Source organism: Thioalkalivibrio sp. ALMg3 (assembly GCF_000381225.1).
GTDB lineage: Bacteria > Pseudomonadota > Gammaproteobacteria > Ectothiorhodospirales > Ectothiorhodospiraceae > Thioalkalivibrio > Thioalkalivibrio versutus.
In genome coordinates this window covers 330,827-343,486 of sequence record NZ_KB906221.1, presented here as the reverse complement: position 1 = coordinate 343,486, position 12,660 = coordinate 330,827, and the positions used below count along the sequence as shown (strand labels likewise).

The 12,660-nt window shown below is 68.0% G+C and carries 9 protein-coding genes; all 9 read left to right on the top strand.

Annotated features, from left to right (window positions below; genetic code table 11):
* Positions 1 to 684 precede the first annotated feature (684 nt).
* The 9 genes from F622_RS0105500 to F622_RS0105460 are packed head-to-tail and all read left to right on the top strand — an operon-like array spanning position 685 to position 12,648.
* Positions 685 to 1,989: a CmpA/NrtA family ABC transporter substrate-binding protein gene (locus F622_RS0105500; RefSeq protein WP_018167928.1), complete on the top strand. Its 1,305-nt coding sequence runs from the start codon at positions 685 to 687 to the stop codon at positions 1,987 to 1,989.
* Positions 1,990 to 2,037: 48 nt separating this feature from the next.
* The gene (gene ntrB, locus F622_RS0105495) at positions 2,038 to 2,976 is read left to right on the top strand and encodes a nitrate ABC transporter permease (RefSeq protein ID WP_018167927.1); all 939 of its coding nucleotides are present in this window, start codon (positions 2,038 to 2,040) and stop codon (positions 2,974 to 2,976) included.
* Between the two features lie 25 nt (positions 2,977 to 3,001).
* Positions 3,002 to 3,802 carry an ABC transporter ATP-binding protein gene (locus tag F622_RS0105490; protein ID WP_018650404.1) on the top strand — a complete coding sequence of 267 codons (801 nt, stop codon included), beginning with the start codon at positions 3,002 to 3,004 and terminating at the stop codon, positions 3,800 to 3,802.
* Positions 3,802 to 6,291 carry a nitrite reductase large subunit NirB gene (gene nirB, locus F622_RS0105485; protein WP_019571469.1) on the top strand — a complete coding sequence of 830 codons (2,490 nt, stop codon included), beginning with the start codon at positions 3,802 to 3,804 and terminating at the stop codon, positions 6,289 to 6,291. Before F622_RS0105490 ends, nirB begins: the two co-directional genes overlap by 1 nt.
* Positions 6,288 to 6,650, top strand: a complete 363-nt coding sequence (nirD, locus tag F622_RS0105480) for a nitrite reductase small subunit NirD (RefSeq protein ID WP_018167925.1) — start codon at positions 6,288 to 6,290, stop codon at positions 6,648 to 6,650. Before nirB ends, nirD begins: the two co-directional genes overlap by 4 nt.
* A gap of 1 nt (position 6,651) precedes the next feature.
* On the top strand, positions 6,652 to 9,342 hold the full coding sequence (locus F622_RS0105475) for a nitrate reductase (protein ID WP_018650402.1): 2,691 nt from the start codon (positions 6,652 to 6,654) through the stop codon (positions 9,340 to 9,342).
* 2 nt (positions 9,343 to 9,344) lie between these two features.
* On the top strand, positions 9,345 to 10,799 hold the full coding sequence (gene cysG, locus F622_RS0105470) for a siroheme synthase CysG (RefSeq protein WP_018167923.1): 1,455 nt from the start codon (positions 9,345 to 9,347) through the stop codon (positions 10,797 to 10,799).
* Positions 10,796 to 11,647 (top strand): uroporphyrinogen-III synthase, encoded by an 852-nt coding sequence (locus tag F622_RS0105465; protein WP_018167922.1) that lies wholly within the window; start codon positions 10,796 to 10,798, stop codon positions 11,645 to 11,647. The genes cysG and F622_RS0105465 overlap by 4 nt, the downstream gene beginning before the upstream one ends.
* Before the next feature lie 59 nt (positions 11,648 to 11,706).
* Positions 11,707 to 12,648: an aldo/keto reductase gene (locus tag F622_RS0105460; protein ID WP_018176474.1), complete on the top strand. Its 942-nt coding sequence runs from the start codon at positions 11,707 to 11,709 to the stop codon at positions 12,646 to 12,648.
* The last annotated feature ends 12 nt before the right edge of the window (positions 12,649 to 12,660 follow it).

Sequence of the window (12,660 nt, the reverse complement as noted above, 5' to 3'; positions counted from 1 at the left end):
TGCCATCATCACACCTCCCGAGCTAGCTTGGAGTTGTCTGTCGGGGCCTCACCGAACGCTGGCTTGCCATCTATCGTCGGTCCCGTGCCGATCGATTCCTTATCGGCGTTTAAGGTGAGGGGTGGGACGAATTCTCCTACCGTCTGTGCCACAGGCCAGATGCCGGCCTCGTCCCTCCACCCCGACAGACCCTTTCTAGGCCTGCCGGGGTTAAACATACAAGCCGCCTTGGCGGCGAAGCCCCTGCCAAAGTCCGGCGCGGGCAGGGGCTTCGCCGCCAAGGCGGCTCCTACGGCGGGTTAGGTCGCCCTCTGGCAGCGCACTATTGCAGGTCAACTGCACCGCAAGTGCGCCCCAGGCTGGTGCCTCAGGGATTGTCTTCCGGACTTCGGGCTTCCCGCAAGCGTTCGACCCGGTGTTCGAAACCATCCGATTTTTCCGCGCCACGTGGCGATTGTTTCCCGCAGGGTCGCCTAGCAACGGCTAATTGGCACACCTCCTGCAGGAGGATGGGCAAGACGAGCCAACGGCGGTTCGTCGCCTGACAACAGGGAGACCCGATGACCGGGGCTCCCGTGAGACTGGACAAAGGCGTCCATCACCCGGCTGCACAAGCGGCCGGGCTGATGCGACGCCTTTTTTCGTTTTTGGGATGTGTTTGCTGACAAGGGGAGTGAACCCGTAATGACCGATCAAACGAACGACACGAAGAACACCTCCGGCCTGTCGCGCCGGCGTTTCCTGGGCGGCATGGCCGCCGGAATCGGCGCCACGGCAATGGGCCTTTCGGGCGCGGCGCCCTGGGGCTATGCGAAGGCCGGCAATGGCAAGCCGGAGACCACCGAGGCGAAGCTCGGCTTCATCGCTCTGACGGATGCCGCACCGCTGTTCATTGCGTTGGAGAAGGGCTTTTTCGCCGCTCACGGCATGCCCGATGTGCAGGTGCTGAAGCAGTCCTCCTGGGGCACGGTGCGCGACAACCTGGATCTGGGGTCGCAACGCGGCGGAATCGATGGCTCGCACATCCTCACGCCAATGCCCTACCTGATCCATCGCCGGGGCACGCCGATGACGATCCTCGCGCGACTGAACCTGGCCGGGCAGTGCATCTCGGTCGGGGACGAGTACGCGGACCTGAAGGTCGGCACCGACACCACGGAGTTCAAGGGCGCCCTGGCCGAGAAGGCCGCCGGCGGTGACGACATTCGTGCGGCGATGACCTTCCCGGGCGGGACCCATGATCTGTGGATCCGCTACTGGATGGCCGCCGGCGGGATCGATCCGGACCGCGACATCGCCACCATCGTGGTCCCGCCGGCGCAGATGGTTGCCAACATGCGCGTCGGGTCCATGGACACCTTTTGTGTCTGCGAGCCGTGGAACATGCAGCTGATCAATCAGGGCATCGGCTACACCGCCAACACCACCGGCGAACTGTGGCACAACCACCCGGAGAAGGCGCTGGGCATGCGTGCCGACTGGGTGGAGGCTCATCCGAACGCGGCGCGCGCCCTGACCATGGCGGTGATGGAGGCGCAGATGTACTGCGAGGACCCGGTGAACAAGGAGGAGGTCGCCGAGATCTGCTCGCGCCGGCGCTACATCCACGCCCCGTACGGCGACATCATCGACCGCATGCAGGGGAACTTCGACTACGGCACCGGACGCGTGGTCGAGGATCACCCCGACCAGATGCGCTACTGGAAGGACCAGGCCTCCTACCCGTTCAAGAGCCACGACTTGTGGTTCCTCACCGAGGACATCCGCTGGGGCTATCTGCCGCCGGACCTGGACATGCCGGCGCTGGTGGACGAGGTGAACCGCGAGGACATCTGGCGCGAGGCCGCCGAGGCGCTCGGCATCGACGGCGCCGACATCCCCGAGTCCACCTCGCGCGGCAAGGAAACGTTCTTCGACGGCAAGGTCTTCGACCCGGAGAACCCGCAGGCCTATCTCGACAGCCTGGACATCAAGGCGCTCGCGTCCTGACGCGTTGCCCGACTGACCCCCGAACAAACGATTCAAGAGGATTTCGCGATGAGTGCCATTCTCGACCGCACCCTGACCTTTGGCTCCGGGCGCGAACGCCCGGCGGCCGACGCGTCGCCCACCCGGCCCGTGGCCCGGAAGGCCACCACCATTGCGGCCAGGCCCCAGCCGCGCCCCGGGGCAGATCCCGGGGCCTGGGCCCGGCGCCTGCGCAATACTGCCGCGGTCGTGGTGCCGCCGGTGGTCGTCACGGCGCTTTTTTTGCTTATCTGGGAGATGATGGCGTCCTCCCCGGGAGCCGTGTTGCCCGCCCCGAGCCAGGTGATTACCGACACCTGGGAACTGATCGTCAATCCCTTCTATGACTACGGCGGTAACGACGTCGGCATGGCCTGGCAGTTGCTGGCCAGCCTGGAGCGCGTGGCCTACGGCTATGCGCTGGCGGTAGTCGCCGGTATCGGCCTGGGCGTGCTGGTGGGCCAGTCCACCTGGGCGATGCGCGGACTCGACCCGCTGTTCCAGGTCCTGCGTACCGTGCCGCCTCTGGCCTGGCTGCCGATCTCGCTGGCCGCGTTCCAGGCCAGCAATCCGTCGGCGATCTTCGTGATCTTCATCACCGCGATCTGGCCGATCATCATCAACACCTCCGTCGGTATCCGGAATATCTCGCAGGACTACGTGAACGTGGCCCGCGTGCTGCGCCTGAACGGCTTCGAGTACTTCACCAAGATCATGCTCCCGGCCGCCGCGCCGTATGTCTTTTCCGGTTTGCGCATCGGGATCGGTCTCGCCTGGCTGGCGATCGTGGCCGCCGAGATGCTGATCGGTGGTGTTGGCATCGGCTTCTTTATCTGGGATGCCTGGAACGCCTCCATGCTCAGCGACATCGTGCTCGCGCTCGTCTACGTCGGCCTGGTCGGGTTCTTCCTCGACCGTCTGGTTGCCATCGTCGGCAACTGGGTTACCCGTGGCACGCAGGCCGGCTGAGCCGGCCCCTTACAGGAGAAACATCATGACCAGCTATCTCTCCATCGAACACGTCCACAAGACCTTTGGCGAAGGGCCTTCGGCTACCGAGGTGCTGCGCGACGTCGACCTGCACGTGGAACGCGGCGAGTTCATCTCCATCATCGGCCACTCCGGCTGCGGCAAGTCGACGGTGCTCAACATCGTCGCCGGGTTGCTGGAGACCAGCACCGGCGCGGTGATCCTGGACGGGCGTGAAGTCAGCAAGCCGGGACCGGATCGCAGCGTGGTGTTCCAGAACCACTCGCTGCTGCCCTGGCTGACGGTGCGCGACAACGTCGCCCTGGCGGTGGACAAGACCTTCAAGGGCACCAAGTCGGCGGCCGAGCGTCGCGAGTGGATCCTGCAGACGCTGGAGATGGTCGGCATGGGCCACGCACTCGACAAGCGCCCGGACGAAATCTCCGGAGGCATGAAGCAGCGTGTCGGCATCGCCCGGGCACTGGCGATGGAGCCGAAGGTACTGCTGATGGACGAGCCGTTCGGTGCGCTGGACGCGCTGACCCGGGCCCACCTGCAGGATGAGGTGATGCGCATCCAGTCGGATCTGGGCAACACCGTGCTGATGGTCACCCACGACGTGGACGAGGCCGTGCTGCTGTCCGACCGCATCGTGATGATGACCAACGGCCCGGCCGCGACCATCGGCGAGATCCTGGAGATTGACCTGCCCAAACCGCGCGAGCGTCTGGCGATGGCCGACAACCCGCAGTACAACCACTACCGGGCCGAAGTCCTGCGCTTCCTCCACGAGCGTCACAAGAACCCGGAAGCGGAGGCTGCGTAATGAACACGTCAAACGACAAGCCGCGGCTGGTCCTGATCGGCAACGGCATGGCCGGGATGCGCACGGTCGAGGAGCTGCTGAAGCTCAAGCCCGACATGTACGACATCACCGTGTTCGGCGCCGAGCCCTGGGGCAACTACAACCGCATCATGCTCTCGCCGGTGCTGGCCTCGGAGAAGACCGTCGACGAGATCATGCTGAACGACGATGCCTGGTATGCCGAGCACGGGATCACCCTGCACAAGGGCAAGCGCGTCGAGCGGGTCGACCGCGTCGGTCGTCGGGTGATCGCCGAGGACGGCACCGAGGCGCCGTATGACCGGCTGCTGCTGGCGACCGGCTCGGATCCGGTGATGATCCCGATTCCGGGTGCCGATCTCGACGGCGTGGTGGGCTTTCGCGACATCCACGATGTCGACGCGATGCTGGCCTCCAGCCGTGAGCATCGGCGAGCGGTGGTCATCGGCGGTGGCCTGCTGGGGCTGGAGGCCGCGAACGGCCTGATGCGCCAGGGCATGGACGTGACCGTGGTGCATCTGATGGATCACCTGATGGAGCGCCAGCTGGACCCTGCGGCGTCCGGCATGCTGCGCGCCTCGCTGGAGGAGCGCGGCATGGACTTTCGCATGGCGCACCAGACCCAGGCGATCCTCGGGGACGAGCGGGTCACCGGCGTGCGCTTTGCCGATGGCAGTGAGGTACACACCGATCTGGTGGTGATGGCGGTCGGCATCCGCCCGAATACCGCGCTGGCCGAGTCCGCCGGGCTGCACTGTGAGCGCGGTGTGGTAGTGAACGACACGATGCAGACGTATGACCCGGCGATCTACGCGGTCGGGGAGTGCGTGCAGCATCGCGGCACGACCTATGGCCTGGTCGCGCCGCTGTGGGAACAGGCCAAGGTCTGCGCCAATCACCTCGCGGAGTACGGCATTGGGCGCTACGAGGGCTCGATGACCTCGACCAAGCTCAAGGTGACCGGGATCGACCTGTTCTCCGCCGGCGACTTCACCGGTGACGAGACCACCGAGGATCTGGTGTTCCAGGACGCCGCGCGCGGCGTCTACAAGCGCCTGGTGCTGAAGGACAATCGCATCCAGGGCGCGGTGCTCTACGGCGACACCCTGGATGGCTCCTGGTACTTCCAGTTGATGCGCGATGGCACGCCGGTCGCCGATATCCGCGAGAACCTGCTGTTCGGCCAGGCGCATATCGGCGACTCCGGCCACGGCGACGAGGCCTCGCGCGTGGCGGCGATGCCGGACAACGCCGAGATCTGCGGCTGCAACGGTGTGTGCAAGGGGGATATCGTCCAGGCGATCAGCGAGCACAAGCTGTTCACGCTGGAGGACGTTCGCGCCCACACCAAGGCCTCGAACTCCTGCGGTTCCTGCACCGGACTGGTCGAGTCGCTGCTGGCGACCACGCTGGGCGGTGACTACTCCGACGCCCCGGCGAAAAAGCCTGTCTGCGCCTGCACCGACCACAGTCACGACGAAGTCCGCGCGGCGATCGCCCGCGACGGCCTGAAGACGATGGACGCGGTATTCGCGGCGCTCGACTGGAAGACCCCGAACGGCTGTCACGTCTGCCGCCCGGCGCTCAACTACTACCTGCTGGCGGCCTGGCCGAAGGAGTACCAGGACGACGCGCAGTCGCGCTTCATCAACGAGCGCGCCCACGGCAACATCCAGAAGGACGGGACCTACTCGGTGATCCCGCGCATCTGGGGCGGGGTGACCACGCCGGCCGAGCTGCGCGCGATCGCCGAGGTGGCCGAGCGCTACGAGGTGCCCACGGTCAAGTTCACCGGTGGTCAGCGCATCGACCTGCTGGGCGTGGAAAAGAGCGATCTGCCAGCCATGTGGCGCGATCTCGGCCAGGCCGGGTTCGTCTCCGGCCATGCCTACGGCAAGGCCCTGCGTACGGTGAAGACCTGTGTTGGCTCCGAGTGGTGCCGTTTCGGCACCCAGGACTCCACCGGTCTCGGCATCCAGCTGGAACGGATGAGCTGGGGATCGTGGACGCCGCACAAGTTCAAGATGGCCGTCTCCGGCTGCCCGCGTAACTGCGCCGAGGCGACGATCAAGGACCTTGGCGTGGTCTGCGTGGACTCCGGCTACGAGCTGCACGTCGGCGGTAACGGCGGGGTGAAGGTCCGCGCGACCGACTTCCTCTGCAAGGTGGAGACCGAGGCCGAGGTGCTCGAATACGCCGGGGCCTTCATGCAGCTCTACCGCGAAAGCGCCCGCTACCTGGAGCGCACCGCGCCCTGGATCGAGCGTGTCGGGCTGACGCAGGTGAAGGAACGCCTGGTGGACGACGCCGAGAACCGTGCCGCGCTGTACGCCCGCTTCCTTCAGTCGCAGGAGGTGGCGCAGGTGGATCCCTGGGCCGAGCGGGCCGCCGGCCATGCGGCGCATGAGTTCATCCCCATCCGGCCGGCGGATGGCACGCCGGGGACCCCGCGTCCGGAGGTGTCGGCATGAGCTGGACCGCGATCTGCCATCTCGACGAGATCCCGCCGCTGGGCGCGCGGGTCGTTGCTGGCCCCAACGGCGATATCGCCGTGTTCCGAACCGCGGACGACCGCGTCTTCGCCCTGCGCGACCAGTGCCCGCATAAGGGTGGGCCGTTGTCGCAGGGCATCGTCCACGGCGAACGTGTGACCTGTCCACTGCACAACTGGGTGATCGACCTGCCGTCCGGCGCGGCCACGGGCGCGGATTCGGGCTGCACACATGCCTTCCCGGTCCGCGTGACCGAGGGCCAGGTGTGGCTGGACCTGGCCGCCTCCGCCACCGATTCGGACGCGGCGCCGGTGGTTGACTGCCGCGAGGCGGGCTGAGATGGCCACATCCGACGCCGTGACCCGCACCACCTGCCCTTATTGCGGGGTGGGCTGCGGCGTGGAGGTGACCGCGACGCCGGGAGCCGAGTTTCCGGTGGAGGTGCGCGGCGACTCCTCCCATCCGGCGAACGCCGGGCGCCTGTGTTCCAAGGGCGCGGCGCTGGCCGAGACACTGGGGGACGAGGGGCGGCTGTTGCATCCGGAGATCGAGGGCGCGCGCGTCGACTGGGATACGGCGCTGGATCATGTCGCGGGCGGCTTTCGCGACGTGATCGACCGGTATGGGCCCGACGCGGTGGCGCTGTACGTCTCCGGGCAGATTCTGACCGAGGACTACTTTGTTGCCAACAAGCTGATGAAGGGCTTCGTCGGCTCGGCCAACATCGACACCAACTCGCGGCTTTGCATGTCCACGGCCGTGGCCGCACACACCCGCGCCTTCGGCATGGATGGCGTGCCGGGCAGCTACACCGACTTCGAACAGGCGGACCTGGTCGTGGTGGTCGGTTCGAACATGGCGTGGGCGCATCCGGTGCTGTTCCAGCGCCTGCAGGCCGCCCGCGCGGCGCGCCCGGAGATGAAGCTGGTGGTGATCGATCCGCGGCGCACGGCCACTGCCCAGGCGGCCGATCTGCACCTGCCGCTGGCGCCGGGCACGGATGCCTGGTTGTTCAACGGCCTGCTGGATCACCTGCGCCGCGAGGATGCGCTGGACCCGGCATTCCTGGAACGCCACGTCGATGGCTTCGCCGACGCCCTGGCGGCAGCCCGCGCCTCCAGTCCGTCGATTGCCGTGACCGCTGAGGCCTGCGAACTGGATCCCGAGGCGGTGGCCACCTTCTTCCGCTGGTTCGCGCGAACGGAGCGGACGGTTACCGCGTTCTGCCAGGGCATCAACCAGTCCGACAGCGGCGTGGACAAGGCCGGGACGATCCTCAACGTGCATCTGGCCAGCGGGCGCATCGGGCGCCCGGGCATGGGCCCGTTTTCGCTGACCGGTCAGCCCAATGCGATGGGTGGGCGCGAGGTTGGCGGACTCGCCAGCCAGTTGGCCGCGCACATGGGCTTCGACGAAATGTCCCTGGATCGCGTAAGCCGCTTCTGGAATGCACCGAATCTCGCCCGCAAGCCGGGGCTCAAGGCGCTGGATCTGTTCCGCGCGGTTGAATCGGGGCAGGTGAAGGCGATCTGGATCATCGGCACCAACCCCTTGTTCAGCCTGCCCGAAGCCGAACGCTTCGAGCGGGCCCTGCGCGACTGCCCGCTGGTCGTGGTCTCCGACTGCGTGCACGAGACCGAGACGACCCGCGTGGCCGACGTGCTGTTGCCGGCGACCACCTGGGGCGAGAAGGACGGCACGGTGACCAATTCCGAGCGGCGCATCTCGCGCCAGCGCCCGTTCCGGGAACCCCCGGGCGAGGCGCGTCACGACTGGTGGGCGTTGGCCGAGGTCGCCCGCCGCCTGGGCTTTGCCGAGGCCTTCCCCTATACGCAACCGGTGGAGATTTTCCGCGAGCATGCGGCCCTGTCCGCGTTCGAAAACGAGGGCAGGCGTGACTTCGACATCGGCGCGCTGGCAGATCTTTCGGCCGCCGGGTACGACGTCCTGGAGCCCGTGCAGTGGCCGCTCCCGGCTGGCAGCGAGATCGGGACCACGCATCTGTTCGGGGACGGGCGCTTCTTCACCCCCAGCGGCCGTGCGCACCTCGTGGCCGTCGATCCGCGCGCACCCACCGACTCGATCGACGCCGAGTACCCCCTGCGCCTGAACACCGGGCGCATCCGCGACCAGTGGCACAGCATGACCCGCACCGCGCGGACGCCGCGCCTGAGCGCGCATCAGTCGGAGCCGTTCGTCGAGATCCATCCGGTAGATGCCGGGCTGTTTCGTGTGCAGGCGGGTGATCTGGCCGCGGTGACCAGCCGTCACGGGCACCTGCTGGCGCGGGTGCAGGTGAGCCGCGAGCAACGCCCCGGCAGCGTGTTCGTGCCGATGCACTGGAGCCGGCCGATCGCGCGGCTGGCGCGGGTGGATGCCCTGGTGCCCGCGCATGTCGATCCGGTCTCCGGGCAGCCGGCGTTCAAGCACACGGCCGTCTCGGTGCGCCCGGCGGCGATGGGCTGGCACGGCTTCGTGCTGAGCCGCGAGCCGGTGAGTCTCCCGGAGGCCGACTACGCGGTGACCGCGCGCGGGCCGCGGCATCTGCGCTTTGAACTGGCCGGGCGTGGCGCGCCACCCGAGATCGCCGACTGGCGGGCACGGCTGGACGGCCCCGGCGAGTGGCTGGAGTTCGCCGACCCGGCGGGTGGTCGCTACCGCGCCGCGCGTATTCACGAGGGCCGGCTTGCCTGCGTGCTGTTCGCGGGTCCCGACCGCGGCCTGCCCGAGCGCGAATGGCTGGGCGGTCTGTTCGCGGCCGAGTCGATCACCGATGACGAACGCATGGCCCTGCTCACGGGGTGTCCGCCGAACGGCCAGGCCGCACGCGGGCGCATGGTCTGCGCCTGCTTCGGCGTGGACGAGACGCGCATCCGCACGGCGATTCGCGAGCAGGGGCTGGCGAGCTGCGAGGCCGTGGGTGCCTGCCTCGAGGCCGGCACCAACTGCGGCTCCTGCCGCCCCGAGATCCAGACCCTGTTGAATGAAGAATCCGAGGCGCCCACGGATCCCGTGGCGCGGGAGGGATGAGCATGGAACACCTGCCGATCTATATGCAGTTGCACGGCCGCCAGGCCCTGGTGGTCGGGGGCGGTCCGGTGGCCGCGCGCAAGGCGGCGCTGCTGCTGGAGGCCGGGGCGCGGGTGCGCCTGCGAGCCCCTGACTACAGTGATGCCGCCGAGCGCTTGTTGCGCGAGCACCCGGAGTCGATCACCCGCGAGCCGGGTACCTACCGAACCGAGTACCTGGGGCAGGTGGCGATCGTGATCGCCGCGACCGACAACGAGCAGGTTAACCGCCAGGTCTCGGAGGACTGTGTTGCGCGCTCGATCCCGGTGAACGTGGCGGACCAGCTCGAGCTTTGCAGCTTCATCCTGCCGGCCATCGTCGAACGCGGCCCGCTGACCATCGCGATCGGCTCCGGTGGCCGTGCCCCGGTGCTGGTGCGTCTGCTGCGCGCGAAGATCGAGAGCCTGATCCCGTCCGGCTATGGGCGCCTGGCGGATCTCGCCGGTCGCCTGCGCGACCGGGTGCGCGCCCATTTCGACAGTGTGAACGCGCGGCGGGCCTTCTGGGAGCGTGCGTTTGCCGGGCCGGCCACCGAGCTGGCGCTGGCCGGACGTATGGATGCGGCCGCAGAGCGTCTGGAACAGGAATTGAATGAAGCGGATGCCGCCACGCCGGGCGAGGTCTATCTGATCGGCGCCGGGCCGGGTGATCCGGACCTGCTGACCTTCCGCGCGTTGCGTCTGTTGCAGCAGGCGGACGTGGTCGTCTACGACCGCCTGGTGTCCTCGGAGGTGGTGAACCTGGCCCGGCGCGAGGCCGAGCGCTTCTATGTCGGCAAGGAGCGCGATCATCACTGCGTGCCGCAGGAGGCGATCAGCGAACTGCTCTCGCGGCTGGCGCGCGAGGGCAAGCGCGTGGCGCGACTGAAGGGCGGCGACCCGTTCGTGTTCGGCCGCGGCGGCGAGGAGCTGGACGTGCTCGCCCGCGACGGCGTGGCCTATCAGGTGGTGCCCGGCATCACCGCGGCCAGTGGCTGTGCCGCCTATTCGGGCATCCCGCTAACCCACCGTGATCATGCCCAGTCCGTGCGCTTCATTACTGGCCATACCCGCGAGGGCCGGCTGGACGTGGACTGGTCGCAGCTGACGAACACCCGCGAGACGCTGGTGTTCTATATGGGCCGCAAGGGGCTGGGGGAGATCTGCCGGGGGCTCAAGGGTGCGGGCCGTGCCGGGCGGACCCCGGCCGCGATCATCGAGAACGGCACGACCGCCCGTCAGCGTGTCGTGACCGGCACGTTGGATACCCTGGCCGCCCGCGCCGAACGCGATCAGGTCGGCTCGCCCAGCCTGATCGTGATCGGCGAGGTCGCCGCCTGCCATCAGCGCCTGGACTGGTTCCGGCCGGATGCCGGGTCGGCCACGACGTTCCCGCAGCTGATGCCGGCATCCGGTGTCGTGACCGCGAGCGCGGCGTGAGCGGATTGGAGGATCGTACGCATGCGGTCTCTGGCGGGCTGGCCGGCGTCCGGGTCGCGCTCCCGGAGAGCCGTGCACTGGAGGTGTTTGCCGGGCTGCTGGAGCGGCGCGGGGCCGAGGTGTGGCGCTGCCCGCTGGTCGCCATCCACGACAGCCTCGACCAGGCGGCCATCGAGTCCTGGCTGGCAACCGCCATCGATGCCCCGTTCGATCGGCTGATCTTCCTGACGGGGGAGGGGTTTACTCGGCTGACCGGCTTTGCTCGGCGCGCCGGGTGCGAGGCTACCTGGCTGACGGCCGTGGCCGGAACCCCGACGCTGGTACGGGGCCCCAAACCCGGCCGCGCGATGAAACCGTTCGGTGTGCGGCCCGATGCGGTGGCGGCGGCACCGACCACCGAAGGGATCATCCAGACCCTGTCCGCTCAGGACCTGCACGGACAACGTATCGGTGTGCAGCTCTACGGTGCGGAGCCCAACCGCCGCCTGCTGGATTTCCTGAGGGCGGCGGGCGCGGAGGTGTTCCTGGTCTGGCCCTACCGCTACGCGGATGCCGCCGAGACGGGGCGTGTGAGCGAGCTGATTGCAGCCCTGATCGCAGGAGAGGTGGATGCGATCGCCTTTACCAGCCAGGCCCAGGTCCGGCGTCTGCTGCGGGTCGGCCAGGCCGAGGATCGTCAGGATGCATTGCGGGAGGCGTTGCGGCGCACCATCGTCGCGGCGATTGGCCCCGTGGTGGCGGATGAACTGCACGCTCACGGTATTACCCCCACCGTGGTACCGGATGGTCGATACTTCATGAAACCGCTGGTCTCGGCGCTGGCCCGGCACCTGCAGGCCGTCGCATAGGGAACTTGTGGCGCGGCCGGATGGCCCACGGATGGAGTCTTCTTCGGTGATCACCTGCCATGAAACATCCATCCCCGCGGCGTTCACGCCGATCCTTCCTGCGCTGGATGGCCGGGTCCGCGGTGGCGGCCGGGGCCGGGTGGCCCCTTGTCGGTGGGACCGCCGAGGGGCGTGAGCCGCAGCGCAAGCCGATCCCGTCTTCCGGGGAGGAGATCCCGGTGATCGGGATGGGGACGTGGATTACCTTCAACGTGCCGGAGGATCCGGAAGCGCTGGCGGTGCGTACCCGCATCCTGGATACCTTTGTCCGCCGTGGCGGCGGGATGATCGACTCCTCGCCGATGTACGGGCGCGCGGAGGCGGTGGTCGGTCACGGCCTGCGCGAACTGGGCCATCCGGAGGGTGTGTTCTCGGCGACCAAGATCTGGACGCGCAGCACCTCGACCGGCCGCGACCAGCATTCGGAGTCGCGGGATCTGTGGGGTGTCGACACCCTGGACCTGCAGCAGGTGCACAACCTGCAGAACTGGGAGGCGCACCTGGAAACCCTGCGCGAGCGCCGTGAGGCGGGGGAGGTTCGCTATATCGGTGTGACCACCTCGCACGGGCGGCGCCACGACGAGCTGGAGCGCATCCTGCGGCGCGAGGACCTGGACTTCGTGCAGCTGACCTACAACGTCCTGGATCGCGAAGCGGAACAGCGCCTGTTGCCGCTGGCGCGGGAACGCGGGGTGGCGGTGATCGCGAACCGCCCGTTTCGGCGCAAGGCGCTGATCAACCAGTTCGCGGGGCATCCGCTGCCGGACTGGGCGGCGGAGATCGAATGCGAGAACTGGCCGCAGTTCCTGCTCAAGTTCATCGTCTCGCACCCGGACGTGACCTGTGCGATCCCCGCGACCTCGGTGGTGGCGCACATGGAGGAGAACATGGGCGCGCTGTACGGCCCCATGCCGGACGCCGGAATGCGCAGCCGCATGGTCGCGTACGTGCAGGACCTGTAGGGTTGGCCTCCG

Coding starts and splice junctions, on each gene's coding strand:
- F622_RS0105490 (WP_018650404.1), top strand. CDS start 3,002: ATGACCAGCTATCTCTCCATCGAACACGTCCACAAGACCTTTGGCGAA.
- nirD (WP_018167925.1), top strand. CDS start 6,288: ATGAGCTGGACCGCGATCTGCCATCTCGACGAGATCCCGCCGCTGGGC.
- F622_RS0105475 (WP_018650402.1), top strand. CDS start 6,652: ATGGCCACATCCGACGCCGTGACCCGCACCACCTGCCCTTATTGCGGG.
- ntrB (WP_018167927.1), top strand. CDS start 2,038: ATGAGTGCCATTCTCGACCGCACCCTGACCTTTGGCTCCGGGCGCGAA.
- F622_RS0105500 (WP_018167928.1), top strand. CDS start 685: ATGACCGATCAAACGAACGACACGAAGAACACCTCCGGCCTGTCGCGC.
- cysG (WP_018167923.1), top strand. CDS start 9,345: ATGGAACACCTGCCGATCTATATGCAGTTGCACGGCCGCCAGGCCCTG.
- F622_RS0105460 (WP_018176474.1), top strand. CDS start 11,707: ATGAAACATCCATCCCCGCGGCGTTCACGCCGATCCTTCCTGCGCTGG.
- nirB (WP_019571469.1), top strand. CDS start 3,802: ATGAACACGTCAAACGACAAGCCGCGGCTGGTCCTGATCGGCAACGGC.